25 protein-coding genes are annotated in these 24,170 nt (G+C 62.1%); 11 read left to right on the forward strand and 14 right to left on the reverse strand.

Features of this window, described 5'->3' with window-relative positions:
* The first annotated feature begins 5 nt into the window (after positions 1-5).
* The 6 genes from FJ977_RS18725 to FJ977_RS18750 are packed head-to-tail and all read left to right on the forward strand — an operon-like array spanning position 6 to position 5,091.
* Positions 6-773: an ABC transporter permease gene (locus tag FJ977_RS18725; RefSeq protein ID WP_140773712.1), complete on the forward strand. Its 768-nt coding sequence runs from the start codon at positions 6-8 to the stop codon at positions 771-773.
* Entirely contained in the window at positions 773-1,447 is a 675-nt protein-coding gene (locus FJ977_RS18730) for an ATP-binding cassette domain-containing protein (protein WP_246683169.1), read from the forward strand. The genes FJ977_RS18725 and FJ977_RS18730 overlap by 1 nt, the downstream gene beginning before the upstream one ends.
* A complete protein-coding gene (locus FJ977_RS18735; protein ID WP_140773714.1) occupies positions 1,444-2,619 on the forward strand; it encodes an ABC transporter substrate-binding protein in 1,176 nt (391 codons plus the stop codon). Before FJ977_RS18730 ends, FJ977_RS18735 begins: the two co-directional genes overlap by 4 nt.
* Positions 2,607-3,569, forward strand: coding sequence for a PQQ-dependent catabolism-associated beta-propeller protein (locus FJ977_RS18740; protein ID WP_140773715.1), 963 nt, complete (start codon positions 2,607-2,609; stop codon positions 3,567-3,569). Before FJ977_RS18735 ends, FJ977_RS18740 begins: the two co-directional genes overlap by 13 nt.
* Complete coding sequence (locus FJ977_RS18745) at positions 3,566-4,291, forward strand: ABC transporter ATP-binding protein (protein ID WP_140773716.1); 726 nt, start codon at positions 3,566-3,568, stop codon at positions 4,289-4,291. The genes FJ977_RS18740 and FJ977_RS18745 overlap by 4 nt, the downstream gene beginning before the upstream one ends.
* Positions 4,288-5,091, forward strand: a complete 804-nt coding sequence (locus FJ977_RS18750) for an ABC transporter permease (protein WP_140773717.1) — start codon at positions 4,288-4,290, stop codon at positions 5,089-5,091. The genes FJ977_RS18745 and FJ977_RS18750 overlap by 4 nt, the downstream gene beginning before the upstream one ends.
* On the opposite strand, the gene FJ977_RS18755 is transcribed toward FJ977_RS18750, so the two are convergent.
* The 12 genes from FJ977_RS18755 to FJ977_RS18810 all read right to left on the reverse strand — a co-directional run bounded on the left by FJ977_RS18755 (position 5,092) and on the right by FJ977_RS18810 (position 16,732).
* Positions 5,092-5,508 (reverse strand): c-type cytochrome, encoded by a 417-nt coding sequence (locus tag FJ977_RS18755; RefSeq protein WP_140773718.1) that lies wholly within the window; start codon positions 5,506-5,508, stop codon positions 5,092-5,094.
* Positions 5,489-6,367, reverse strand: a complete 879-nt coding sequence (locus FJ977_RS18760) for a cytochrome c oxidase assembly protein (protein ID WP_140773719.1) — start codon at positions 6,365-6,367, stop codon at positions 5,489-5,491. Before FJ977_RS18760 ends, FJ977_RS18755 begins: the two co-directional genes overlap by 20 nt.
* Entirely contained in the window at positions 6,364-6,705 is a 342-nt protein-coding gene (locus FJ977_RS18765; RefSeq protein ID WP_140773720.1) for a hypothetical protein, read from the reverse strand. Before FJ977_RS18765 ends, FJ977_RS18760 begins: the two co-directional genes overlap by 4 nt.
* Before the next feature lies 1 nt (position 6,706).
* Positions 6,707-7,312, reverse strand: a complete 606-nt coding sequence (locus FJ977_RS18770; protein WP_140773721.1) for a cytochrome c oxidase subunit 3 — start codon at positions 7,310-7,312, stop codon at positions 6,707-6,709.
* Positions 7,309-9,282, reverse strand: coding sequence for a cytochrome c oxidase subunit I (ctaD, locus tag FJ977_RS18775; protein WP_140773722.1), 1,974 nt, complete (start codon positions 9,280-9,282; stop codon positions 7,309-7,311). The genes FJ977_RS18770 and ctaD overlap by 4 nt, the downstream gene beginning before the upstream one ends.
* Positions 9,279-10,292, reverse strand: a complete 1,014-nt coding sequence (gene coxB, locus FJ977_RS18780; protein WP_246683170.1) for a cytochrome c oxidase subunit II — start codon at positions 10,290-10,292, stop codon at positions 9,279-9,281. The genes ctaD and coxB overlap by 4 nt, the downstream gene beginning before the upstream one ends.
* Entirely contained in the window at positions 10,289-10,822 is a 534-nt protein-coding gene (locus FJ977_RS18785) for a c-type cytochrome (RefSeq protein ID WP_140773723.1), read from the reverse strand. The genes coxB and FJ977_RS18785 overlap by 4 nt, the downstream gene beginning before the upstream one ends.
* Positions 10,819-11,688 carry a substrate-binding domain-containing protein gene (locus FJ977_RS18790; protein WP_140773724.1) on the reverse strand — a complete coding sequence of 290 codons (870 nt, stop codon included), beginning with the start codon at positions 11,686-11,688 and terminating at the stop codon, positions 10,819-10,821. The genes FJ977_RS18785 and FJ977_RS18790 overlap by 4 nt, the downstream gene beginning before the upstream one ends.
* The gene (locus tag FJ977_RS18795; protein WP_281406825.1) at positions 11,669-13,459 is read right to left on the reverse strand and encodes a methanol/ethanol family PQQ-dependent dehydrogenase; all 1,791 of its coding nucleotides are present in this window, start codon (positions 13,457-13,459) and stop codon (positions 11,669-11,671) included. Before FJ977_RS18795 ends, FJ977_RS18790 begins: the two co-directional genes overlap by 20 nt.
* An 83-nt stretch (positions 13,460-13,542) precedes the next feature.
* Positions 13,543-14,247, reverse strand: coding sequence for a heme-binding protein (locus FJ977_RS18800; RefSeq protein WP_140773726.1), 705 nt, complete (start codon positions 14,245-14,247; stop codon positions 13,543-13,545).
* Positions 14,248-14,572: 325 nt separating this feature from the next.
* Positions 14,573-15,622 carry a chemotaxis protein CheB gene (locus FJ977_RS18805; protein ID WP_140773727.1) on the reverse strand — a complete coding sequence of 350 codons (1,050 nt, stop codon included), beginning with the start codon at positions 15,620-15,622 and terminating at the stop codon, positions 14,573-14,575.
* 141 nt (positions 15,623-15,763) lie between these two features.
* On the reverse strand, positions 15,764-16,732 hold the full coding sequence (locus tag FJ977_RS18810; RefSeq protein ID WP_140773728.1) for a manganese catalase family protein: 969 nt from the start codon (positions 16,730-16,732) through the stop codon (positions 15,764-15,766).
* Between the two features lie 237 nt (positions 16,733-16,969).
* Between FJ977_RS18810 and FJ977_RS18815 the strand changes: the two genes are divergently transcribed.
* Positions 16,970-17,476, forward strand: a complete 507-nt coding sequence (locus FJ977_RS18815; protein ID WP_140773729.1) for a metallophosphoesterase — start codon at positions 16,970-16,972, stop codon at positions 17,474-17,476.
* A gap of 33 nt (positions 17,477-17,509) precedes the next feature.
* Here FJ977_RS18815 and FJ977_RS18820 read toward each other — a convergent pair whose 3' ends face one another.
* A complete protein-coding gene (locus FJ977_RS18820) occupies positions 17,510-20,662 on the reverse strand; it encodes a GAF domain-containing protein (RefSeq protein WP_140773730.1) in 3,153 nt (1,050 codons plus the stop codon).
* A gap of 211 nt (positions 20,663-20,873) precedes the next feature.
* Here FJ977_RS18820 and FJ977_RS18825 point away from each other — a divergent pair, with 211 nt between their 5' ends.
* The gene (locus tag FJ977_RS18825; protein ID WP_140773731.1) at positions 20,874-21,122 is read left to right on the forward strand and encodes a hypothetical protein; all 249 of its coding nucleotides are present in this window, start codon (positions 20,874-20,876) and stop codon (positions 21,120-21,122) included.
* 92 nt (positions 21,123-21,214) lie between these two features.
* Entirely contained in the window at positions 21,215-21,553 is a 339-nt protein-coding gene (locus FJ977_RS18830; RefSeq protein WP_246683171.1) for a hypothetical protein, read from the forward strand.
* Here the strand turns inward: FJ977_RS18830 and xth are convergent.
* A complete protein-coding gene (gene xth, locus FJ977_RS18835) occupies positions 21,517-22,299 on the reverse strand; it encodes an exodeoxyribonuclease III (RefSeq protein ID WP_140773961.1) in 783 nt (260 codons plus the stop codon). The genes FJ977_RS18830 and xth overlap by 37 nt on opposite strands.
* Before the next feature lie 203 nt (positions 22,300-22,502).
* On the opposite strand from xth, the gene FJ977_RS18840 reads away from it, so the two are divergent.
* Positions 22,503-23,525, forward strand: coding sequence for an alpha/beta hydrolase (locus FJ977_RS18840; RefSeq protein ID WP_246683172.1), 1,023 nt, complete (start codon positions 22,503-22,505; stop codon positions 23,523-23,525).
* Positions 23,526-23,566: 41 nt separating this feature from the next.
* A complete protein-coding gene (locus tag FJ977_RS18845) occupies positions 23,567-24,088 on the forward strand; it encodes a DUF1003 domain-containing protein (protein WP_140773733.1) in 522 nt (173 codons plus the stop codon).
* The last annotated feature ends 82 nt before the right edge of the window (positions 24,089-24,170 follow it).

Here is a 24,170-nt window from a genome sequence, read left to right on the forward strand (position 1 = left end):
CGATCATGACCGAGGTCTCTGCCATTACCACCAACATTCACCGTTGGCAGTCGGCTGCGGCATTGCTTGCCCTGGTGCTTGCCTGGCAGATCGCGGCATCGGTCGCCGCCGATCGGCTGTTTCCCGGTCCGGTCCAGGTTGTTTCGGTTCTCCTGCACGAAGCGGTCAGGGGCGAGCTGCTATACCATCTCGGCATCTCGCTTGCACGCGTCGCCGCAGGCCTCGGGGCGGCAATCCTGATCGGCGCGGCCCTTGGCTACGCGGCAGGCCGCTCGCGCAGAGCCGACATCTGGATTAGGCCCTGGATCGTGTTGCTCCTCAACATGCCGGCGCTGATCACCGTCATCATGATCTATATCTGGATGGGTCTTGCCGACACGGCGCTTGTCCTGGCGGTTGCGCTCAACAAGATCCCCAACGTTGTGGTGACTATCCGTGAAGGCGCCGGCCGGCTGGACAAGGAATTTGCCGAAATGGCCGAACTCTATCGTTTCAGCCGTGCTGCGATGCTGCGGTATGTCGTGCTGCCGCAATTGGCGCCTTTCTTTTTGGTCACCCTGCGCAGCGGGCTGGCACTGACTTGGAAGATCGTGCTGCTCGCTGAATTGCTCGGCCGCTCCAACGGCGTCGGATTCCAGCTGCAGGTCTATTTCCAGAATTTCGATGTCACCCACATCCTGGCTTATGCCATCAGTTTCGGCGTCGTGATGCTTGCGATGGAGTATGGGCTGCTTGTGCCGTTGGAACGTCGTCTGTTCGCATGGCGACGCTGATGCTGAGGATCAGAATCGAGGAGAAGACTTTCCCGGGTGACGGCGGCCAACGCCGGACGATCTTTCGCGCGCTGTCGCTCGATATAGCAGACGGGCAGGTCTGCGTCCTGACCGGCCCGTCGGGTGTCGGCAAGTCGACGCTGCTGTCAATCGTCTCTGGGATCGACCGCGAATTTCTCGGCAGCGTGAGCGGCCGCGCGCGTCTGATAGGCATGCTTTTCCAGACGCCGAGGCTGCTGCCGTGGCTCACCGCCTTGCGCAATGTCGAACTCGCCGTCCCGGGTCAGGCGCCCGATGCCGCCCGGTGGCTCGCTGCTGTCGGCTTGAAAGGTCATGAGCAGGACTATCCGCAACATCTCTCAGGCGGCATGGCGCGGCGCGTAGCGCTCGCCCGGGCGCTCGCCGTTGAGCCCGCGCTCTTGCTCCTCGACGAGCCGTTCGCGTCACTGGACGAAGCGACGGCGCAAGCCATGCGCAACCTGCTGCAGGACAGTTTCGCCAAGCGGCGCCCCACCACGCTGCTGGTCACCCACGATCTCGCATACGCCTCGTCGCTGGGCGACAGGGTCATCGTTCTGGAAGGATCGCCGGCGCGCATCGTGCGCGACGTCGAAATTTCACGTCGCGATGAAGCGGGATCGGCGCGCTTTAGGCTGGGAAATTCGACACAATGAGACTGATGCTGGCCCTTTTCTTTCTATTGTTGATGCCCGGCCCTGGCGCCGCCGAGGAACAGACAATGGTGATCGGCTATATCGGCCAACAGCGCAAAGACGCTCTGCCTCTGGGACCCCTTGACGAAGCCGTCGCCGATGACGGCCTGCAAGGCGCAAGGCTCGGTATTGCCGACGACGACAGCACCGGTCGGTTTCTTGGGCAGAAATTTCGACTGGAGGAAAGGATCCTGGCACCCGCTGAAGCTCCGGCCGACGCTGTAAGGCAATTCGCCGATGCCGGCATCGCCTTTGTCATCGCCGATCTCGATGCCGGTCAGCTTCTGCAGGCCAGTGCCGCGCCCGGGGCTGAGCGGATGACGTTGCTCAACAGCCGAGCGCCGGACGATGCGCTGCGCCAGCAGGATTGCCGCAGGAATGTTCTGCACACGATCCCGAGCCGCGCCATGCTCGCCGACGGGTTGGCGCAATATCTCGTCTGGAAACGCTGGCGGCGTTGGTTCCTGCTCGTGGGGCCACATCCGCAGGATCAGGCCATGGCGGCGGCCTTTCGACGGGCGGCGGCTCGCTTCGGAGCCGAGATCACGACCGACCAGGCATGGGCCTTCAGGCCAGCCAATGGACGCGCCGACACCGGGCATGTCACGCTGCAGACCGAAATACCGGCGGTCACGCAGGTCAGCGACTATGATGTTCTCGTGGTCGCCGATGAAGCGGATGAATTCGGCGCCTATCTGGAGGGGCGCACTGCTCTGCCGAGGATCGTCGCCGGCACCCAAGGTCTGGTCGCCACAGGCTGGAGCGCGGTCAGCGAGGAGTGGGGCGCCACGCAACTCCAGGATCGTTTCCATAGGCAGGCCGGGCGCTGGATGCTGCCCAGCGACTACGCCGCCTGGCTCGCTGTGCGCAGTATCGGCGAAGCGGCGACGCGTCTGCACAGTCTCGATACCGCGGCAATCGGCAAATATATACGCGGCGATGCGTTTCTTCTCGCTGGCTTCAAGGGGCAGGGGCTCACTTTCCGTGCCTGGGACGGACAGATGCGCCAGCCCATTTTGATCGCCGGGCCGCGCCTGCTGATCTCCAACTCGCCGCAACCGGGCTTCCTGCATCAGCGCACGCCGCTCGACACGCTGGGCATCGACCTGGAGGAGAGCACATGCAAGTTCTAATGGCGTTGTTGCTGGCGGCGTTCGCTCTTGCTGTTCCCGCCGCCGCGGAGACCATTTACGTGTCCAATGAGCAGGACAACACCGTCGCGGTCGTCGATGGCGCGACGATGACTTTGCTGGCGACGATCGACGTCGGCCGACGTCCGCGCGGACTGGCGCTCTCGACCGACAACAAGATGCTGTTCGTCGCGGAAGGCGACGACAACCGCATCGACGTGGTCGACGTCGCAAAGCGCCAGCTGCTCGGGCAGTTGCCGTCGGGAGCCGATCCGGAATTCTTCGTGGTTCATCCTGACGGCAAGCGGCTGTTCGTCGCCAACGAGAACGACAATCTGGTGTCGGTCGTGGACATCGCTGCCGCCAAGGTCATCGGCACCGTCGATGTCGGTGTCGAACCGGAAGGGATGGCGGCCAGCGCCGATGGCCGCTATGTCGCCTGCACGTCGGAGACCACCAGCATGGTGCACCTGATCGACGCAGGCACGCTCGAACTCGTGGACAACCTGCTGGTCGACACGAGACCGCGCGCGACTTTGTTCTCGCCGGACGGCAAGCAGTTGTGGGTCTCGTCGGAGATCCGGGGCACCGTGACCGTCTTCGACACGGCGACGCACGTCCAAACCGGAAAGATCGAGTTCGCGGTGCCGGGTATCCGACGCGAGGGCGTGCAGGCGGTTGGCATGGAGATGTCCCGCGACGGCGCGACCGCCTATGTGGCGCTTGGACCGGCCAACAGGGTGGCTGAAGTCGATGTGAAAACACTGGCGGTCCGCCGGCTCTATCTTGTTGGCCAACGACCCTGGCACGTTGCGCTGTCCGCGGACCAAAAGCGTCTGGTGAGCGCCAACGGCAATTCCGGCGACATATCCTTTATCGATCTCGAGAACCAGGAGGTTGTGAAATCGCTGCCGGTAGGCCGCGGGCCATGGGGCGTTGTGATCGGCCCATGAACGCCTTGTCGGTCGAGCATCTCAGCCACAGCTTCGGAAGCCGACGGGTTCTGGATGATGTGTCATTTTCGGTGCCGGAGGGCGGAATGTGCATTCTGCTCGGCCGCAATGGCGCCGGCAAGACGACATTGTTCTCGCTTGTTACAGGTCTCTATCACGCTCGCGCCGGGTCAGTCCTTGTCTTCGGCCATGCGATGAAGTCTAGCCCATCAACCGCGCTTGCCGAGATGGGTGTCGTCTTCCAGCAGCCGACGCTTGATCTCGACCTGACAGCTGGCGAGAACCTGCGCTATCATGCCGCCCTGCATGGGCTCCCCAAAAGGTTGAGCAAGGAACGTTCCGGCGAGGAACTCAGCCGGCTCGAAGTGGCCGACAGGATTGATGATCCTGTTCGCGCCCTGTCGGGCGGCCAGCGGAGGCGTGTCGAGATCGCACGGGCGTTGATGCACCGGCCGCGTCTTTTGCTACTCGACGAGCCGACCACCGGTCTCGATGTGCCGGGCCGGCGCGCCCTTGAGCGGCATGTGCGCGACCTCTGCCGGGACGGTGGTATTGCCGTGCTTTGGGCCACGCACTTCCTTGAAGAAGTGGCCCCCACCGACAATGTCGTGGTTCTGCATGAGGGAAGTGTGCGTTGGGGCGGCCGCGCCGACCGCATGGCCGCCGCTGTCGGAGTGGCCAATACGGCCGAGGCGTTCGCGTCCTTGACGAGGTCGCCATGAAGATGCATCACGCCTGCCGGGCGCTCACGGGCATCCTGCGACGGGAAATGCTGCGCACGCTCAGGCAGCGCGGCCGTCTGTTCTCGGCGATCGTGCGGCCGCTGGTCTGGCTGGCGATCTTCGCCGCCGGCTTCCGGTCCGTGCTGGGCCTGTCGATCACGCCGCCCTACCAGACCTACGTGCTTTACGAAGTCTATGTCGTGCCCGGCCTGGCGGCCATGATGCTGCTCTTCCACGCCATGGCGAGCTCGCTGGCCATGGTCTATGACCGTGAGATGGGCAGCATGCGCCTGTTGCTCACGGCGCCGTTGCCGCGCTGGTACCTGCTTGCCGCGCGACTGCTCGCCAGCGTCATTGTCGGACTGCCGCTGGTCTATCTGTTCCTGGTTATCGCACGCTATTGGGACGTGCGGCCGCCGGCTCTCGGTTATGTCGCGGTGTTTCCGGCGCTCTTGCTGTCGGGACTGATGCTTGGTGCCTTCGGATTGCTGGTATCTTCGGTCTCGACGCAGATGGAGAACTTCGCCGGCGTGATGAATTTCGTCATCTTCCCGATGTTCTTTGCCTCGACGGCTCTCTATCCGCTCTGGCATCTCGCCGAGGCGGGGCCGGTCCTGGCAACGATCGCCGCCTGGAATCCTTTCAGCTCGGCGGTCGAGTTGATCCGCTTTGCGCTGTATCTGCGGTTCGATGCCGCCTCAGCCTTGGTCGTACTCATCGGTCTCCTAGCGTTCTTCCTGGCAGCCGTGGTCGGCTATGACCCCGGTCGCGGCCTGTGGTCGCGACGCCCCGGAAGCTAATCACTTCAGGGCGTAGAGGTAGGCAGCGATATCGCGCGCCTGCTGCTCCGTAATCCCGGTCGATGGCATGGCCGTGCGCGGATTGATTTCCCTGGCCGATCGTATCCAGCGGACCAGGTTCTCCGGATTGTTGGCCAGGACGCCGCCGATTATGACACGGTCGGCAAGGCTGGCGTCGAGGCGAGGGCCAACTTGCCCCTGCGCGCCCGGCACACCCGTAATCGTATGACAGCCGGAGCAGCCATTCGCGGTCATGATCGGCAGGGCGCGCGCTACCTCACCGCCCGTGGACGCCTCCGCCTCGTGCCGGATGCGCGCGGCGCGATCGGACCACCAGGTCAACCCGGCCACGACGGTGATGAGCAGCACCAGCGCGGCGCTGGCGGCGGCAAGCAGTTTAGACAGGCCCGAGCGCATACGCCGACACCCTCCTTCCGCTCGTCTTGATCCACAGCCCGGCCAGCAGCAATGCTGCCCCGCCGTAGATCAACCCGGCCGGCACCCACATCACCAGCCCGGCAAGTTGCTGATCTTCCAGCGGGCTCAAATTCCACAGCGCGGCACCGATGGCATTCTCCGGGTACCAGAGCCGCGGCGAAACCAACAGGAGAACGCCGAGCAGGCCGGTATGCAGCGAGGTGACGAAGAGATGCATAACCGCGCCGCCATAGTTCTGCTGACGGCCGGAGCGCGGCAAGATCACCCACCAGAACAGCAGGCCGGTTCCAAGGAAGCTCGCGTGCTGGGCATAGTGCAGCACGCCGCGCTCCAGCGCTGCCACGAACAGCGCCGGAATGTGCCACATCCATATGGCGATGCCATGCATGATGGTCGCGCTTAGCGGCCGGGTAGCGAAAGCCCAGGCCGCGTTCGACCATCCGGCGTGCCCGGCAATTCCCAGAACGCGGCGGAACCGGGCGGGGAGACCCCACATCAAGGCCGCGGCCGGGCAGGCAGCGACCAGTAGCGGCGCAGCCACGGCCATCAGCAGTTCATGCTCGATCATATGAGCCGCGAACACCTGCTCGCCGAGCGCATGAATGGGACTGACCAATGCGGCCGTCAACACGCCCCATCCGGCGGTGAACAGCAGCGCCTGACGCAGCCGCAATGTCCTGCCGCGGCCGCTGCGCCGCCAAAGCCGGCTCGCTCCCACGACATAGATGATACCGAGGACGGCAAGCGGCAGCGTGATGGGCAGCGCGAGCGTCCACCCGGCTTCTGGCGCGCCGGCACCATAGCAGATCGAGGTTGAGAACAGCGCGTCGAGGTTCATCGCAAGCACTTGTCCAGGATGAGCGCGGCGCTGCCTTGCATGACGATGACAAGTGCGAACAGCAGCGCCGACAGCATGCCGAGATTGGCGACGAACCGCTCGGTGTCGGGCGTACGCTCCGGTTTGAAGGCCGCGCCTCTTTCACGCTTCGCCCGCCATGACAGCGCCCCGCCGAGCAGCGAAAACAAGACGAGCAGCAGCGCTAAGGGGAGCACCACCGGCACCTGGCGGTTGCATTGCCAGGGAACCAGCGCATAGTTCAGCTGCGTCGAGAGTGCCCAGGCCAGCGGGCCTGACAGTAGGCCACCCCAAGACGTTCCAAAACGCAACGCACGCATCTCAGCCTAGCCTCGGCATCCAGTAGATGAGCAGATAGATCGGAATCCAGGTCAGGACCACGAAGTCCCAGTAGAAGACGTTGTCGCCGACATCGCCGAAGCGCCGGCCGCTATAGCCGTGACGCGTGAACATCAGCACCGTCAGCACGATGGTGTCGCCGACATCGGTTATGAGATGCGTGGTGTGCAGCCCGAGCAGCACCCAGAGCATTGATCCATAGGCATTGGTGTCCCAATAGATGTTGAGAGCCGGGAATTCGAACCAGCGCACCATGAGCGGAGCGATGCCGAACAGCGACATGACGATCATGCCGATCCGCACCGGCAGCATGGCACACCGCTCGGCATAGCGATGGAGGATGTGGTTCGGCACAAGGCTGACGATGAGCAATATGGTGACGATCGTTCCCGGCCAATGGTTGGGCTCCGGTGCGCTTAGACGCCAGTTGGGCCAAAGGGTCGCGAGATAGAGATAAGCGCCGGCCGCCAGCGCGAAGCCCGTGCCTTCCAGCGCCATGAAGCCGAGCGTGCCCCACCAGGTCGGGCTGCGTGCGCCATGTCCAAAGGTCGGCAGGCCGGAAATATCGGCGGCGGGGCGCTGCTTCATTCTTCGTCCTCCGGATCGCCCTTGGGCCAAAACCATCCGATCAGCGTGATGGCGATCGGAGCGGCGCCCCAGACAACCGCCCATGGCGTGAAGATCGAATAGACAAATGTCGCGCCGACGGAGATCGCCGCCAGCAGCGGCCAGATGGAGGGTGCCGCCGATTTCTCGCGAATGTCTGGATGGGCTTCCGCCACGGTCGAGATGAGGAGCTCGCGCACATCGACCCGCAGCCCGGTCGCCACGAGCAGCGCCTCGCGCTCAGCCCAGAGCGGCTCGACATGCGTGACGATCGGAATGCGCGCGAAATTATAGCTCGGCGGCGGCGAAGACGTCGCCCATTCCAAGGTTCCGGCATTCCAGGGATTGTTCCCGGCCGGTGCGCCTTTCAGCCCGCCATGCGCAAGATTGAAAATGAAAAGGACGAAGCTCAGGAAGAAGAGCACAGCCCCGGCCGAGATGAAAAGGTTGATATTTCCCCAGCCAAGCTCGGCCGGATAGGTGTATACCCTTCGCGGCATGCCCCACAACCCGACGAGATGCATCGGGAAAAACGTCGCGTTGAATCCGATGAAAGCCAGCCAGAAGTGCCAGCGTCCGAGACGCTCGCTCATCATCCGGCCGCTGATCTTGGGGAACCAGAAATAGGCCGCGCCCAGGAGCGGGAAGACAGAGCCGCCGATCAGCACGTAATGGAAATGGGCGACGACGAAATAGGTGTCGTGTACCTGGAGGTCGAGGGGTACCGAGGCGAGCATGACGCCGGTGAGGCCGCCGATGACGAAGATGAAGAAGAAGCCGAACACGAAAAGCAGCGGCGTTCGGACCACTGGTCTGCCGTCCCACAGGGTCGCCAGCCAGCAGAAAATCTGCACGCCGTTGGGAATGGCGATCATCATGCTGGACGCTGTGAAGAAGCTGGCGCCAAGCTTCGGCAATCCCGTGGCGAACATGTGATGGACCCACAGCCCGAACGACAGGAAGCCGACCGCGACCAGCGACAGGACAAGCCCGAGATGACCGAATGTCGGTCGCCTGGCAAAAACGGGAATGATCGAAGACACCATGCCCGTAGCGGGCAGGAAGATGATGTAGACTTCCGGGTGGCCGAAGAACCAGAAGAGATGTTGGAACAGCAGAACATCCCCACCCTCCGCCGGGTTGAAGATGTGCGTGCCGACCAGCCGGTCGAGGATCAGGAAGGTGGAAGTGATCATCACCGCCGGCATTGCGAAGACGACGACGAAGGAGGTAACCAGCATTGCCCAGACATAGAGCGGGATCTTGTCCAGCGACATGCCAGGGGCTCGCTGCTTGAACACCGTGACGATCGTCGCCACCGCGACGGCCAGCGAGGATACTTCAGTATAAGTGATCATCTGCGCCCAGACGTCGGCCCGCTTGCCCGGCGCGAATTCGGGGCCGGACAGCGGCACGTAAGCAAACCAGCCGACATCGGGCGCCATGTTGAGCGCGAAAGATACCCAGGCGAAAACGCCACCTGAAACGTAGATCCAGTACCCGAACGCGTTCAGGCGAGGGAACGCGATATTGCGGGTGCCGACCATCAGCGGTACGAGATAGATTCCTGTTGCTTGGACGATGGGCACCGCGAACAGAAACATCATAGTAACGCCGTGCATCGTGAACAGCTGGTTGTAGAGGTCCGGCCCGATCAGGCCGCGCTGTGGACCTGAGAGCTGGATACGCATGGCGATGGCGTTGAGCCCGCCCAGGCACAGGAATACGAAGGCCGTGATCAGATAGCGCCGTGCGATCACCTTGTGATCGACGCTGGACAGCGCTCCGACGATGCCGGGGGGCGTGCGCCAGGTACGTTCCAGCCAGCGATGCAGGCGGGCATCGTCCATCCCCGTATCGCGCGGCCCGTCGCGTTCTGGAGCAATGTCGCCCTTGGACGCTGTATCCGGTTCCGAGATATCGCGGTCGCCTGTGATATCGGCGCTGCTCATTTCAGGCCCTCGAGATAGGCGACGATGGCGTTGAGCTCGTCGCCGTCAAGATCGACCACCGGCATATGGGATCCGGGCTTGACGCCTTGCGGGTCGGCTATCCAGGCGGCGAGATTGCCGCGACTCATCGTCAGTGTTCCGGCCGCCAGCGTCTTCCTGCTGGCTATATGGGTGAGATCGGGGGCGACGGTTCCTCCCGCGGGCGTGCCACCTATTCTGTGGCACATCACGCAGGGGCGCCTCAGAAACAGATCTTCGCCGGCTTTGGCCTCGTCACCTGCCGGGGCCACGGCCGGCTGCAACTGGTCGTTCCACCAGGCATCGAACTTTGCACGCGGCTCGGCGATGATGAAGGTGCCCATGTTCGCATGTTGCGCGCCGCAGAACTCGGCGCATTGGCCCCGGTAGACGCCGGGCTTGTCGGCCTTGATGTCGAGCACGTTAATGTGGCCGGGGATGAGGTCGAGCTTGCCGGAAAGGCTCGGGATCCAGAACGAATGGATGACGTCGGTCGAGGTCAAAAGAAGCCGGACCGGCTCGCCGGCAGGGATATGGATCTCGTTTGCCGTGGTCAAGATGCGGCTTGGCGTTGCATCCTCGTAGCGCACCTCCCACCACCATTGATGGCCCGTAACCCGAATGGTCAGCGAGGCATCCGAGCCGATCGCGGCGAGCGTCCTGTTGGCGAAGAAGCTCAGCAAGGTCAATCCGATCAGAATGGCGGCGGTCACCGCGACGGCGGTCAGAACCACGCGCAGCTTCCGTCCTTCGGCGCCGGCGTCGATCGCGAGCGGTTCCGCCTGCGCGCGCGACCGCATCATCAGCGGCGCGGCGAGGGCGATCATCACCAGCACCCAGACCACCGCGCAGAGGCCGGTGAAGAACCAAATCAGCCATGCCTGCTCGCTCGCCGCGGGACCTTTCGGGTCGAGGGCCGATTGCCAGCCCGCGCACCCCTGGAGCAACAGAGCACCAGCGGTGGCGAACGCCATCGACACGAGGCGCTTCACGGCGACTTCCCCAGCGTGGCGGCATCCGGCATGCGGTTTTCCGACGGATGCACCATCATGTCGTCATCGCGTTGCGGCGCGGCGGAAGACGGCGCGTTGCCGCTCAGCGAGCGAACGTAAGCCGCAAGCTCCCAGATCTGGTCGTCGGGGATCTTGTCGCGGAAACTCGGCATCCCATTCGGCCGACCGTCGCGGATCGTAGCATGGATGCTTTCCATCGAGCTGCCATAGATCCACTTCTCGTCCATCAGCGCCGGCCCCATGCCGCCCCCACCGTTGGCATGGCAGCCCGAGCAGTTGAACCAGCTGAACAGGCGCTTGCCCTCGCTCATATGGAAGGCGTTGGCCTCGAAACTCGCCGCCTTATTGTCGGTGGGAGAGGGTCTTTCGCCGCCGGGCTCGAGCGTGGTCACAGGCGTCGGCTGCTCGCCGGATCCAAGCGCCGATTGCGGCCGCGTGTCTCGCTCCTCGCGCTGGCAGGCAGCCAGGACCAGCGTCGCCGAAACCAGCACGGCAACCCGGCGCATCATCGTGCCTTGCTCCCGGAAGCGTCGAGGCGGGGAACGCTATATTGCGCCAACACGGCGTCGATGTCGGCCCTGTGCCTGGCCAGCGCTGCGTTCACCTCGCCGCGCAAGGCGTCGTCCTCGCGCCGTACGCCCATCGAGATATCGTAGACCATTGGCAGCAACGGCCCATCTATGGCTGGCCTGACGGGCGTAATGCGGAGCGGCACCTTCTGCCTGGCGGCAAAATAGCCGGCAAGCGGTCCCCAAACGACCGCGAGGTCGATCTGACCTGCGGCCACCGCTTCGACGATGCGCGCCGGAGGATTGGGTACGGAATAGTCGCCATAGACCGGATAGCCGACGAGACGGCCGACGACGCCGCGGCGGCCAAGCGCCTGGACAGGCGGGGAATTGGCGCCGTCATCGCCGATAAGCTGCACGCCTATCCGCATGCCGCGCAGGCGCGGATCGTTGAAAGAACTGATGTCCGGACCGTCCTGTCGCGTGACGAAAACGTAAGACGACCTATAGTAGGGCGTGGTGGTGCGTAGCATTTCGAGATTGGCTGGGGTGCCGGGAACAAGATCGCACAATCCCGCCTTGAGGGTGTTGCGCACGAAGCCGCGACGCTGGGCCCACCAAGTGTAGGACAACTTTGCGCCGAGCTCGCCCGCCACGATTTGCGCAATTTTGTTCTCGAACCCCTGACCGGCCGCGTTGGAGAACGGCATGTTGTTGGGATCAGCGCATACCCTGAGCTCGCGTCCATCGGCTGCTCTCGCCGCATGCAGGGAACCCAGCATGCCGATGCCGATCGCAAGCAGCACGAGGGCCCTGCGTCCCAGCCGCACGACCGTCGCAGATCTATCAAGGCAGCCGAAACACATAGAGCGTGCCTCCGGCCGTTGTCGCGTTCTTCAGGTCCTTCATCGCGTTGACGAAGCCCAGTGCCGCCGTTGCATCGCGTGGGTCTAGGTCGCCCGAGACGATCGCGCCGGCCCAGCCGCCCACGCCCGAGAGGATGGCGACATATTGGTGCCCGTCGGGTCCGCGATAGGTGATGGGCTGGCCGATGATCCCCGACGAGGTCTTGAACTGCCACAGCAGATCGCCGGTCCTGGCGCTCACCGCCTTGAACCAGCCTTCCATCGTGCCATAGAAGACGACGTCGCCGGCGGTCACCACCGCGCCGCTCCACACCGGGAAATTCTCCTTGAGGCTCCAGGCGGGTTTCTCCGCCGCGACATCCCAGGCGGTGAAGGCGCCGCGATTGCCGCCGGGCCCCGGGATCATGCGGACGTTCATCCCCACATAGGGCGTGCCGGCTATGTAGTTCACCTCGACGCCTTCTTCATCCATGCAAAGATTGTTGTGCGGGATGTAGAGCAGGCCGGTCTTCGGTGAGAACGCGGATGGCTGCCAGTCCTTGAGGCCTGATGCCGTCGGACAGATATCGCGAACCACCTTGCCGGTTCCGGTCTTCTTGTCAGGGTTTTCGATCAGTCGGCCCGTCTTGAGATCAACACCTTTGCTGGAGTTGACGGGGCCGAAGGGTTTTGCCGACAGGACTTCGCCTGTGGTCCGGTCGAGGATGTAGAGATAGCCATTGCGCTCCGGCCGGACCAGCACCTTGCGCGGCTTGCCCTGCCAGGTCATGTCGAGGAGAATCTGCTCGTTGATGCCGTCATAGTCGTGGAGATCATGGGGACTCCACTGATAAAACCATTTCGCTGCACCGGTGTCGGGATCGCGCGCGAAAATGCCAGACGTCCATTTGTTGTCGCCAGGCCGCAAATCCGGATTCCATGGGCCTGGATTGCCTGTGCCGTGGAAAATCAGGTTCAGATCGGGGTCATAGGAAATCCAGCCCCACATATTGCCCCCGCCGATCTTCCAGGCTTCCGGTGGCCAGGTGGTCACACCAAGGTCCTTGCCCTTGTCCACGTCGTAGTGCGGCTTGAAGTCCGGTCCGATCAACACATCCTTGTCGGGGCCGGTGCCGTATGCCGTCCAGACGACATGGCCGTCTCCCGCGTCGAGCGCCTTGACCCAGCCCCGCACGCCCAACTCGCCGCCGGAATTGCCGACCAGCACCTTGCCCTTCACCACAAGCGGCGCCATGGTGATCGTCTCGCCGATATTGATGTTGCCGATATGCGTGTTCCAGATCGGCTTGCCCGTGTTCGCGTCGACGGCAATCGTGTGGCCGTCCAGCGTGTTGAAGAAAATGCGTCCGTCGGCGAAGGCCGCCCCTCGGTTGACGACGTCGCAGCAGGCCACCCCCTGTGCCGCCGGCTCGGGATTGGGTTCGTACTTCCACTTCATCGGGGCGCCGGGCTTGGAGAGATCGAGCGCATAAACGAAGTTGGGGAACGGCGTGACGATGTACATGGTGTTGCCGATGACAAGGGGCGCTGCTTCCTGACCCTTGTTCACGCCGGTCGAGAACGTGAACGCAACCTGCAGGTTCTTCACGTTGCCTTCGTTGATCTCTGAGAGTTCGCTGAAGCGCGTGGAAGCGTAATTCTTGGCCGGCATCGTCCATTGGCCGTCATCGGGTGGCGAGGCCGCAGCGGGCGGTACGATCGCTCCTGTTTCAGGAGGCTCCGAGGCAGCGCCCAGAAGCGGCAGGCAGGCGAGCAGCGTCACCAACAGCATAGCGCCAAAGGAATTCCCGGCTGCCGATTTGCGGGTATGTCGTTCTGCGTCAACGCACATTAATGCTAATTGCGGCATAGCTTTCATTTATTGATCGAGCCTCCCACGCCGGCACCGAGTTCGGCCGCGATGTCGGCTTCTGTTCCGGCACAAAGCGGGTGACCCCAGCCCGAAGCGCTTTTGCCGCCGGGGTCCAGATCATAGACAATGGCGTCTTTGCGATCTGGATTGACGCCTGCCGGGACCTTGTCGAAGCCGAGTGCCGCGCGGATACGCCAGGCGACATTGTGATCGGCGCATGAGGAATCGCCTGAAACGCCGAGGCCACCGACGATGCTCTTGCCGTCGTAGAGGGCGAGCCCGCCCCCAAACACCACGACCCCTCCGATCGGCTTGCCGACCAGCGGATCGCTCCCGCTTCCGAACGTTTTGGGATCGCCCGCGTAAGCCGCGGCCTGGTTGACCGGATTGGTCGCCTGCAAGCCGAATAGTGGCCCGCCCGGCTGCACCCCCGCATAGAGATTGGCTGTCGACAGGGCCATCTGGGTCAGGCTGAGACCGTTGGCCGTGTTGGCTTTCTCCGCTGCGATCAGGCGGCTCCCAGGCCATTGCGAGTCGGCGGTGGGGCCACTGAAGGCAACCGCGCAGACGGTGCCGTCACGGGCAACGATGGCTGCCCATTCGTTAGTTTCAAAGCCGCCATTGGCTGGGCCGCCGCTTGCCTTCACATTGGCCCTAAGGACTGCAAGCAGCTTATCGTGATTGGCAGGACAGGGCTGCTGCGCCATGGCCTTAACCTCGTGGAAGAGGCCACCGATCAGCAACAGCAGAGCAAAGACAGGTACGGAAAGCTGAGAGCGGTACATTGTCCTAGGCATTCGTTCTAACACCAAAGAGCATCCAGGCACCGGAGCGTGCGAGATGAGTCCAAATGCGGTTGGTGCCTAACTCGCAAAATCCTTCTATGTTCCTGCTTTGGGATAAATTCGTGCAGTTGGATTTAAAGGCTGATGTCCCTTGGATGGGAGCTAGCCATCCGTGCAACAGGCCCACTGAAGCGACGTGACCGGGTTGCACGGACGCACTCGCCTCCCTGACAACCCCGTTGCCGTGTCACGGCGTTCGACGATGGACGATCTCTTCAATAAGTTTCGCGTCGGCTTCGTATTCTGCGGCTCGGGCAGCCATTTGGCTGGCCAAACTGTGTCTTTGTCGAGCAGCCTCTCGTTTTGCCATCCGTTTCGCCAACTCGGCGCGCTGCTGGTGCGCTCTTAGTAGGCTCCAAAGAGCCTGCTCCGCATCGTCCGCCTGAGCCTGCATCAAAACGTCTGCTCCGAACGAATGTCCGGTGTGACAACGGTAGCGGGTGATCGGCCCGTCTTCGATCTCCCAAAGTGGCCCGTGACATTCGGGGCAGACGAATGTCGATGGAATGCCAAGCTCGCCTTCTATCTGTTCCATTGTGCCGTGCTCCTGAGCAGCAATCGCAGCCTCGATGCGGATAACAGACGGGATTTCTGGCGTCGGTCCCGCCATTTCGGAAGCAAGCCTGTGTAACAGGCCAGCCATTTCGGACAGGACCAAGCAATGGTCGACGTCGACATTCTGCAAGGCGCTCAGCGGCATATCGGGTACTGCAGCGTCGTCGGGATCCTGGACCACGCTGACGCCGCCGCAAATCTTGATGGCGCGGAGGCCGGCGGTGCCGTCGGAGAGGCTGCCTGTGAGCACGACCCCGATCACGCTGCCACCAAAGCTGCAGGCCGCTGATCGGAAGAGGGGGTCGATGGCGGGGCGCGCCAGGTTCTCCCGCGGCCCGCGTCGCAGCAGCATGTGGTCGTTGTGTAAAAGCAGGTGAGCTCCTGGCGGTGCAACGAAGATGTGCCCGTTCTCAATCTTCATGCCGCTGGCGGCATTCGCTACGGGCATGTTGGCAGCACGACCGAGAATGTCGCCGAGGTAACTCGTGAGGCCGACGTGCTGTACGATGAGCAGGGCCGCCGGAATGTCCGGCGAAATATCCCGGACAAGTCTCTTCAGCGCGTCGACGCCCCCCGCCGAGGCCCCGATTGCGACAATGCACCGGTTCTCGCAACCGTGAGCACGGACCTTCTCCGGCTGTCCCGCATGTTCCGACAGCGGTAGCGGTGCGGCGGTGGCCATGTGCTTCACCCACGTTCAGCAAAGATTTCTTTGCGAGCACTCCCGCCAGTCCGCCGCTGCCTGTCGGATGCCCTGCTTTCGTCATCAGCTTCCTGACCCGTCGCCGAACCTAGGTGTCCGGCAACGACGTTCGACTCCGAACTAACGCTTACCTGCGCGTTTGACAGCAGCCTCTGCCACGGCCGGGGCCTCCTGTATGCTTGCCGCGCCGCCGAAATCCGCGTTCTTGGTACGGCCAGCTCCTGGGCCAGCACCCAGATCAGCGCCTGTGGTAGGATCGGAAGCGGGATCGGAAAGGGTGCGATCGGCCATCTTGGCTACCACCTTCATGTCTCTGGCGCCCAGCTTCACAGTTGCCAGGCCGTCTCCGCCGTCGACAGGCATCACCTGCTCAAGGTCATCGATCCGATCCCACTCTTCGCCGGAATTCCATGGGCCAGTGACATCGCCGTCACCTTGAGAGGTGTTGACGTACATGCTGGCGTACTTCTCTACGCCTGGCAGCTTGCCTGACGGGAAATTGTTTTCGATCGCGTAAAGGGCTTTCTCAAATGATTTCTGGTGAGCGATCTCGCGCGTCATCAGGAAGCCGAGCGCGTCCTTGATGCCCGGGTCGTCGGTAATGTTGATGAGACGTTCGTAAACGATCTTGGCGCGCGCTTCGGCGGCGATATTCGATCGCAGATCCACCGTCGGTTCGCCGCGCGAATCGACATAGGCGGCGGTCCAGGGAACGCCGGCCGAATCGCAAAGCGCGGGAGCGCCGCCGAACAGAATTGATTCCTTGGCTGTCGTGCCGCTGGCGCCGATCATCAGGTAAAGGTCCGCTTCTTTCATCTGGCCTTCGGCAAGTTGTGCCTTGAGCCCCTTGTTCAGCATTGTGACGATCGATCCCACCACTTCGAGGTGGCTGAGTTCTTCAGTCGCGATGTCGAGCAACATATCGCGACGGCCGAGATCATCTTCCCCAAGGCCTTGCGTGAAATAGCGCATCGCGGCGGCAAGCTCACCATCGGCGCCGCCGAACTGTTCCATGATCATACAGGCCAAGCGAGGATTCGGCTCCGAGACGCGGACGGTGTATTGCAGGCGCTTGTTGTGCATGAACATGGACGTTTCTCCGGTTAGACCGCCCGAACCTCCCCGCATTATGATTGTTCCATCCGGCCAAGCCTCGGCACCTTTTTTTGGTGGTGATCGATCTCAGCCAACGGGTATCGACCTCCCGATAGTCGTATATCGATGCACTCCACCGGCGGCGGCATAGTTGGCGGGTCGAGGCAACCAAGGTACAGTCGGAGCGGTCACCCAAAACGGTCCCTCTCGAGCCGAGAGTGTGCGACGGCAATGGTCTTCTTTACGAGCGATACGCATTTCAACGATCCGCGTGTTCTCAGGATCGATCGCCGGCCGTTCGGATCGCTGACCGAGCACGATGAAGCTCTGATTGCGCGGTGGAACGAAACTGTCGGCCCCGAGGATGAAATCTGGCACCTGGGCGATTTCGCGCGCCTTGGCAAGTCGAGCGTCGAAGCGCTGCTGGCACACCTGAAGGGTCGCAAGAACCTCATCGTCGGCAACAATGATGCTTCCGAAACAACGGCTGCACACGGGTGGAACAGCGTCCAGCACTATAGGGAGCTGATGCAGGAGGACCAACTCACCGTGTTGTGCCACTATCCGTTCCGGACGTGGAACCGGATGGGCAAGAGGTCGATAAACCTGCACGGACATTCGCACGGCAAATTGAAGCCGCTGACGCGCCAATTTGATGTCGGTGTCGACAGCTGGGACTTCCGACCCGTTTCGTTGCAAACTTTGCTCGGCAAGCGCGGCATCCGCTCACGCGGCTGATCTTGAGAGTGAGCACCTCTGCGCGTTGCCCATTCACTTTCGGTCCAGCACCTTGCGGATCTTCTCAGCCAATTCGTCGATCGTGTAAGGCTTGGTCAAAAGCTCCGTTCCAAAATCGAGCGTGCCGTTGTGAACAATCGCGTTTCGCGTGTAGCCGGTGGTGTAGAGCACCTTTAGCGACGGGTGCGTAGCCTTCACGCGGTCCACCAGTTCCCGGCCGGACATCTCCGGCATGACCACGTCGGTGAACAGAAGCGAGGGCAATTGCCCGCTTTCGATGGCCGCCAGCGCGTCGCGTGGCCCTTGCATTTCCAACACGGAATAGCCGAGTTCCCGCAGCGCTTCCGCCGCCATCAGCCGGACGCGTTCTTCATCCTCGACAACCATGATGATCTCGTCTGCACGGCCGGGGTGCTCGCCCGCTACTGCCTCGATCCGGCTGTCGAGCACGCCGCGATGCGAGCGCGGCAAATAGATTTTCAAAGTGGTTCCGATGCCCTGCTCAGAATAGATCTTCACGCTGCCGCCGGACTGACGAACAAACCCATAGACTTGGCTGAGCCCCAGCCCAGTGCCTTTGCCGACGCCTTTGGTGGTGAAAAACGGATCGAAGGCTCTGGCCAGAATGTCAGCAGTCATGCCGATCCCCGTATCCGTGACGGCTATCATCACATACTGACCGGAGGGGATCGCATTCTCCCGGGCATAGCGATCGTCCACATGGGCGTTGGATGTCTCGATCGTCAGCTTGCCGCCTGCAGGCATGGCATCCCTTGCGTTGACGCAAAGGTTGAGCAGTGCGCTTTCCAATTGCCCTGCGTCGGCCTCCACATGCCATAGGCCCGCAGCGAGCACGGTCTCGATCTGGATGGTCTCGCCAAGCGTGCGGTTCAGCAGTTCGCTCATGCCGGAGACTAGGCGATTTGGATTCAGCCGTTTCGGCGCCAGCGGTTGCTGGCGGGAAAAGGCCAGCAGGCGCTTGGTAAGTTCTGCCGCACGTTGCGCTCCATCGATAGCGCCCGTTACGAATTGATGGACGTTGGTATCGCCGTTTCTGAGCTTGCGCTGCACAAGATTCAGGCCGCCGATGATGACGGCCAGCATATTGTTGAAATCGTGCGCGATGCCACCGGTGAGCTGTCCGACAGCTTCCATTTTCTGGGCCTGGCGCAAATGCTCTTCTGCTCTGGTACGTTCGGCAACTTCGTCTCTGACACGTTGTTCGAGCGTGCCGTTGAGTGCCTGCAGTGCCTTGAACAGGCGGGAGTTGTCGATTGCCGTAGCTGCATGGCCCGCAAGCCCCAGCAAGGCCGCCTCTTGCTGTTCGGCGAAGACGCCGGTCTCTGAATGGCCAAAGAAGAGGCCGCCCAGCACCTCGCCCGAACGTGAGACGACCGGCACGGCGAGATAGGAACGGACCGGCAGATGGCCCTCCGGCATTCCCTTGCGGGGCCAGTTCTTTCCGTAACGCGGATCGGCGAGGATATCGTCGGAGCGCACCACGCTAGTTCCGCGGAAAGTGGGCTCGAACACCGCGGTGTTGCGCGGCATGGGGAAGTTTTCGAAAGCTGAACGAGGCGCCCCCGACAGGGCGTAGAGCATATAGCTGTCGCCCTTTTCATCGATCACATTGTAGAAGAAAGCGCCGAATTGCGCGCCCGACAGCACCACGCCGGCATCGGTGACCGTCTGGACTATTCGCTCCACATCGAGCTCGGCCGCCACGGTCGCCGCAGTGGCATTCATCAACTGAAGCTGATGCTCCACCCGCTTTCGCTCGGTGATGTCTATGACGGTGCCGATGAAGCGAACCGCGCGGCCGGCTCGGAACAGCGATTCGCCCGTTGCGGCAAGCCAGCGCTCCTTGCCATCCCGCAGGCCGATCGTGCGGTATTCGATGTCGTAACGGGAAGAGGTGCCCGGCGCGAGCGACTGGCGTACGGCCTCGTCGGCCCGTGCCCGATCTTCTGGATGGAGTCCGGCCAGGAAGGCGCTTTCATATGTCACCTCCGCCTCCGGCGGCAAACCAAAAAGGGCTTTGCACCGGTCGTCCCACCGCAGCACCCCTGTAACGGGATCGTAGTCCCAGGTCCCGATGGCGGCCGAGACGGTGGCAAGCCTCAGCCGCTCCTCGCTGGCCCGGGCGGCCTGTTCCGAGCGGACGCGCTCGATGTGAGCCCAGGAACGCTCCGTCACCTCGGTCAGCAAGGACAGTTCGCGCTGCGACCATACGCGGCGCTGCTTGTCGTGGATGGCCATCAGGGCGGTCAGCCGGCCCTGCTTGACCAAAGGCATGCATATGGTTGCGGTTATGCCGATGTCCTGAAACGTCTTTGCTTCCTCGGGGGCAATTTCCTTGAGGTTGTTGTTGATGACAAGCGGCCGATTGGCGCTGAGGTTGCTGACTGCTAGGCGACCGAAATTGGCAAGACTGTAATATCCTCTGATGCTGGGCGAGCCGGGGGCGCTCCAATCGCCGCGGATGGTGAAATGGTCCTGGTCCTGCTCCATGTCGGCGTAGGCGCAAATCGAGACGCCAAGATGTTCGCCCAGCAGCCGTGTCGTGGCCTCCATGACAGCATCGGCATCGGCTGCGAGGGCAATCTCCTTGCCGAGGCGGTCCAGAAAGGCGAGGCGTTCGGCGTTTTCACGCAGCGCCAATTCGGCGCGAAGGCGTTCTATCGCCGTACGCGTCCGGTCCGCCACTTCCGAAATGAGGATCACTTCCTCCTTCGCCCAGCGTCGGGGCGTGGAGTGATTCAGATATAGCAGCGCCACCAGCCCGCCATGCTCGGTAACGGGCATGTTTATGACGGATTGAGCGCTGATGGCTTTCAGGGCCTCCGCATGGCCGATGGTTCGCGGGTCTGTCTCTGCATTTTCGAAAACAACGGTGTCGCCCCGCTTCAAGTCCTCGATATATGAGCCGTAGTTCCTGAAATTCAGCGTCCCAGCCAGGCTTTTTATGCCTGGCGCGTTCCAGCCCCTTTCGACGGTGATCGTTTCATTCTCCAAGTCGATCGTGCCGTAACCGGCTCGGCTGACGCCAAAATGGTTTCCCAGCAATTCCGCGGCTGCGTAGGCCAGCTCCGTAGGATCCGTAATCTCGCGAATCCGATCGCCCAACGCCGCCAAAAGCTCGAAGCGCTGCAGTTCAGATCGACGATTGCGTGAAGTGGCCCCCATATCGCCCCCGTTTTGCCCGGACTTAAATGCAGTCTGCGGCCAAGAGTTCCCGGCGGGCGGCAGGTTTCTTGGCGGACCGGCTTTGCCGGGCCGTCATAGGTTAATGACAGTTTGCTGCGGCGGGGCCCACAAACGAGAAATCAGCAGGGCATTTTCAGCGAGCTCCGCTGCTTGAGTGCCAATCGCACTCTCACTCGTTCGGAGACCCTTGATGTTTGACCGACCCATTCCCATGAATACGGAAGCTCTCTACCCAGATGATCTAAACACGCTTCGGGCGGTTTTCGATGCGATGTGCCAGGAATTTGCTGTCCTGCCGGACAGCGCCGCAGCCAATTCCATCGCGAGAGAGCTGGTCAGGCTCTTCCAGACCGGGATGACGGAAGCGGCCATGCTGATGATTGCCGTCCGCGCACGCTGGCAAGGCGATTGGAAATTGGAAGGCAGCAGCGCTGCCTGACGCTTGACGGTCGGGCGGGCATCCTTTCCGAGACGCTAGCGTTGATCCTGTCAGCAATGGCCATCCGCTGACGCCACCGTTGGGAGCGATCGATGCCGAAATTTCGCTTCGAGTTCCTCGAAGGCGTGCCGAAGGATGCAATCTTCGCCGACATGGCTGATCGACATGAGGCTGTCAGGGAGGCGAAGTGCGCTGCCAAGGAGGCCATGCTCGACGGAATTGCCGATGGCACAAACCCAACCGGTTGGGTCGCGAAAATTTGCGACGAAGCGGGTTATCTCGTCGCTACCCTTGGATTTCAGGATATGGTAGCCGTGTCCGAGAAATCGCAACAGCCAAAGAAACGGACGAACCTGGCGTCATGCGCTCGGGCTGAAGCTCGGATTGCGATTCATCAGGGCCAGTCCAATTCGATCCAGGCTGGCGCGTGATCGCTTGGTTTTTCCCATCCCCGCACCGCAACCTCCACGCCCGCTCCGCTAAGCCTGTTCATGAGGGAGGGGCTTACGAGAAGGTGGTCCATCCGAAGGCCGGAGCTTCGGTCGAAACCGCCCCGATAGGCGAAGTTCCAATAGGTGTAGACGCCTCTTTCGGGATGGATCAGCCTGACTGCGTCGATCCAGCCCTCAGCCAGCATGTCGGCGTAAGCGTGCCGGCTCTCGGGAAAGTAGACCGCGTCACCTAGCCATCGTGCCGGGATCGCGGCGTCGATTGGCTTGGGTACAACGTTGTAGTCGCCGCAGAGCACGCTGGCAGGCGCGTCGCTGATCAGGAGCCGTCCGTAGTCGATCAATCGCTCGAACCAGCGGAGCTTGTAGTCGAACTTCGGACCAGGCGCTGGATTGCCATTGGGCAAGTAGAGGCAACCGACGACAAGGCCGTCGATCTCCGCCTCGATGTAACGGCTGTGCGTGTCATCGGCGTCACCCGGCAACCCGCGGCGACGTTCATGCGGCTGCTTGCCTCGAGCGAGAATGGCCACGCCGTTGTAGGACTTCTGTCCATGCCATATCGCACCGTAGCCGGCGTTGCTGATGGCGTCGGCCGGAAACTTCTCGTCCGATGTCTTTAGTTCCTGGAGACAGACGATGTCGTAACGCGTCTCGCCCAGCCATTTGAGCAGAACCGGCAATCGCCCATTGACGCCGTTCACATTGAAGGACGCGACCCGGATCATCTGACGTTTTGAGGCGACCCATTCAATGGTGCTCTCCACTTGGTGAGTTCATCTTGCCAATCAGCATTAACCCCCAATGGCCAGGAAGGTTTCGCCGGCTGTGTAGCGTTGTCCTTGTCTGGCGGAACAAGCTGCGACCCCGAAGGTTGGGGTCACGCAGGCAGCTTCTAACAGGCACGCGCATGGCGTTGGACAGAGACGGAATGAAATTCGCAACCGGGTTGCTCGTCGCCGCATTGGCGGCACTGGCGGGATACAATGCCATCAGGGCCAAACGTGCGATTGCCAGCATGACATGCGGACGTATGATGGCAATTGATGGGCTGCGTCTGCATTTTATCGAAGCAGGAACCGGCACGCCGCTGCTTCTCCTGCATGGCAATGGATCCATGGCGGAGGACTTTAAGTCGAGCGGCGTCTTCGATGAGGCGGCACAGACCTACCGGGTGATCGCATTTGACCGTCCCGGCTTTGGGCGAAGCTCACGACCGCGCGGCCGACGCTGGTCCGCTTGCGACCAAGCCGACCTCATACATGCCGCCGCCGGTAGACTGGGTATAGAGAAATATCTCGTGCTTGGACACTCCTGGGGAGCTTGGATCGCCCTCGAGTTGGCGCGCAGGCATTCTTCATCGGTCGCCGGCACTGTGCTGGTCTCAGGCTATTACTATCCGCTACCGCGGCCGGATCTTGCACTGGCCGCACTCCCAGCATTGCCGGTGATCGGCACGGCGTTTCGCCACACCTGGTTGCCGCTGCTTGTGAGGCTTGCCTGGCCTTGGGCAATGGAAAAGATATTTCGACCCGCCGTGATCGCAAGCGACTTCGCCGCATCCGCCAAGGATGCCGCCAGCCGCCCTTCCCAACTGCGAGCGGTTTGTTCGGAGTCTGCATCGATGCTGGCCGCGGCCCTTTCTAGGAAGGCCAGCTATAAGGACATTTCCGTACCGACCGGCATCCTGGCGGGATCTGGAGACCGGCTGTTTGATGCGGAACGGGATGCACGGCGCCTGCATGCCGAAGTTGGCGGTTCTTTCCTCGAGGTGGTCCCGGGCGCTGGCCATATGCTTCATCAGAGCGCCCCGCAGGCAGTGGTCGGAATGGTACACAAGATTGCAGCACGGCACGCCTTTTCCCAATCGGGCCGTCGGCAGCGACGTAAGCCGCGTGCCAACGCGTTCAAGCCAGGTCCGGCTCCGCAAATGTTCCAGGCGGGCGACAAGTAACGCCGCTTGCACGAAATCGCCGTTCGAACGAGCTTTTCCAAATGAGCGACCAACGTCCAGCCAACATGCAGTCGGTGGTTCACCAGAACATAGAGGCACTGGTCGAGCACAGGCGACAACAGGAGGAGCACCAAGGCGTTCAGGTGCGGATTGCCGGCGCTATTTCGCGCTTCGCGGGGAGCATGACTTTCGTTTATCTGCATCTCGCAATTCTCGTCGCCTGGATCCTTGCGAACCTAAGCGCGATACCAGCTATCCCAGCTTGGGACCCAACTTTCGTGATCCTGGCCATGGCCGCTTCCGTCGAGGCAATCTTTCTGTCTACTTTCGTGCTGATCAATCAGAACAGAATGGCCGAACACAGCGAGCGCCGAGCGGAACTGGATTTGCAGATCAGCCTTCTCAACGAACATGAAACCACGCGGCTGATCGAGATGGTGGCTGCCTTGGCGGCGCGTCTGAATGTCTCCACCCCGGCTGACAAAGAGCTGCCGCAACTGGCCGAGAATGTCGATCCCCGAAAGGTGATGACGCAAATCCAGCAGGCTTCTGAAGATCAGTAGGAAGCTTGATCAAAGCGACCACGCCGGAAAGCCGCCGCAGCGTACCGACCCAACACGAGCTTACAGCCGAGGACCATTCGCT

The organism is Mesorhizobium sp. B2-1-3A, from assembly GCF_006442655.1.
GTDB lineage: Bacteria > Pseudomonadota > Alphaproteobacteria > Rhizobiales > Rhizobiaceae > Mesorhizobium.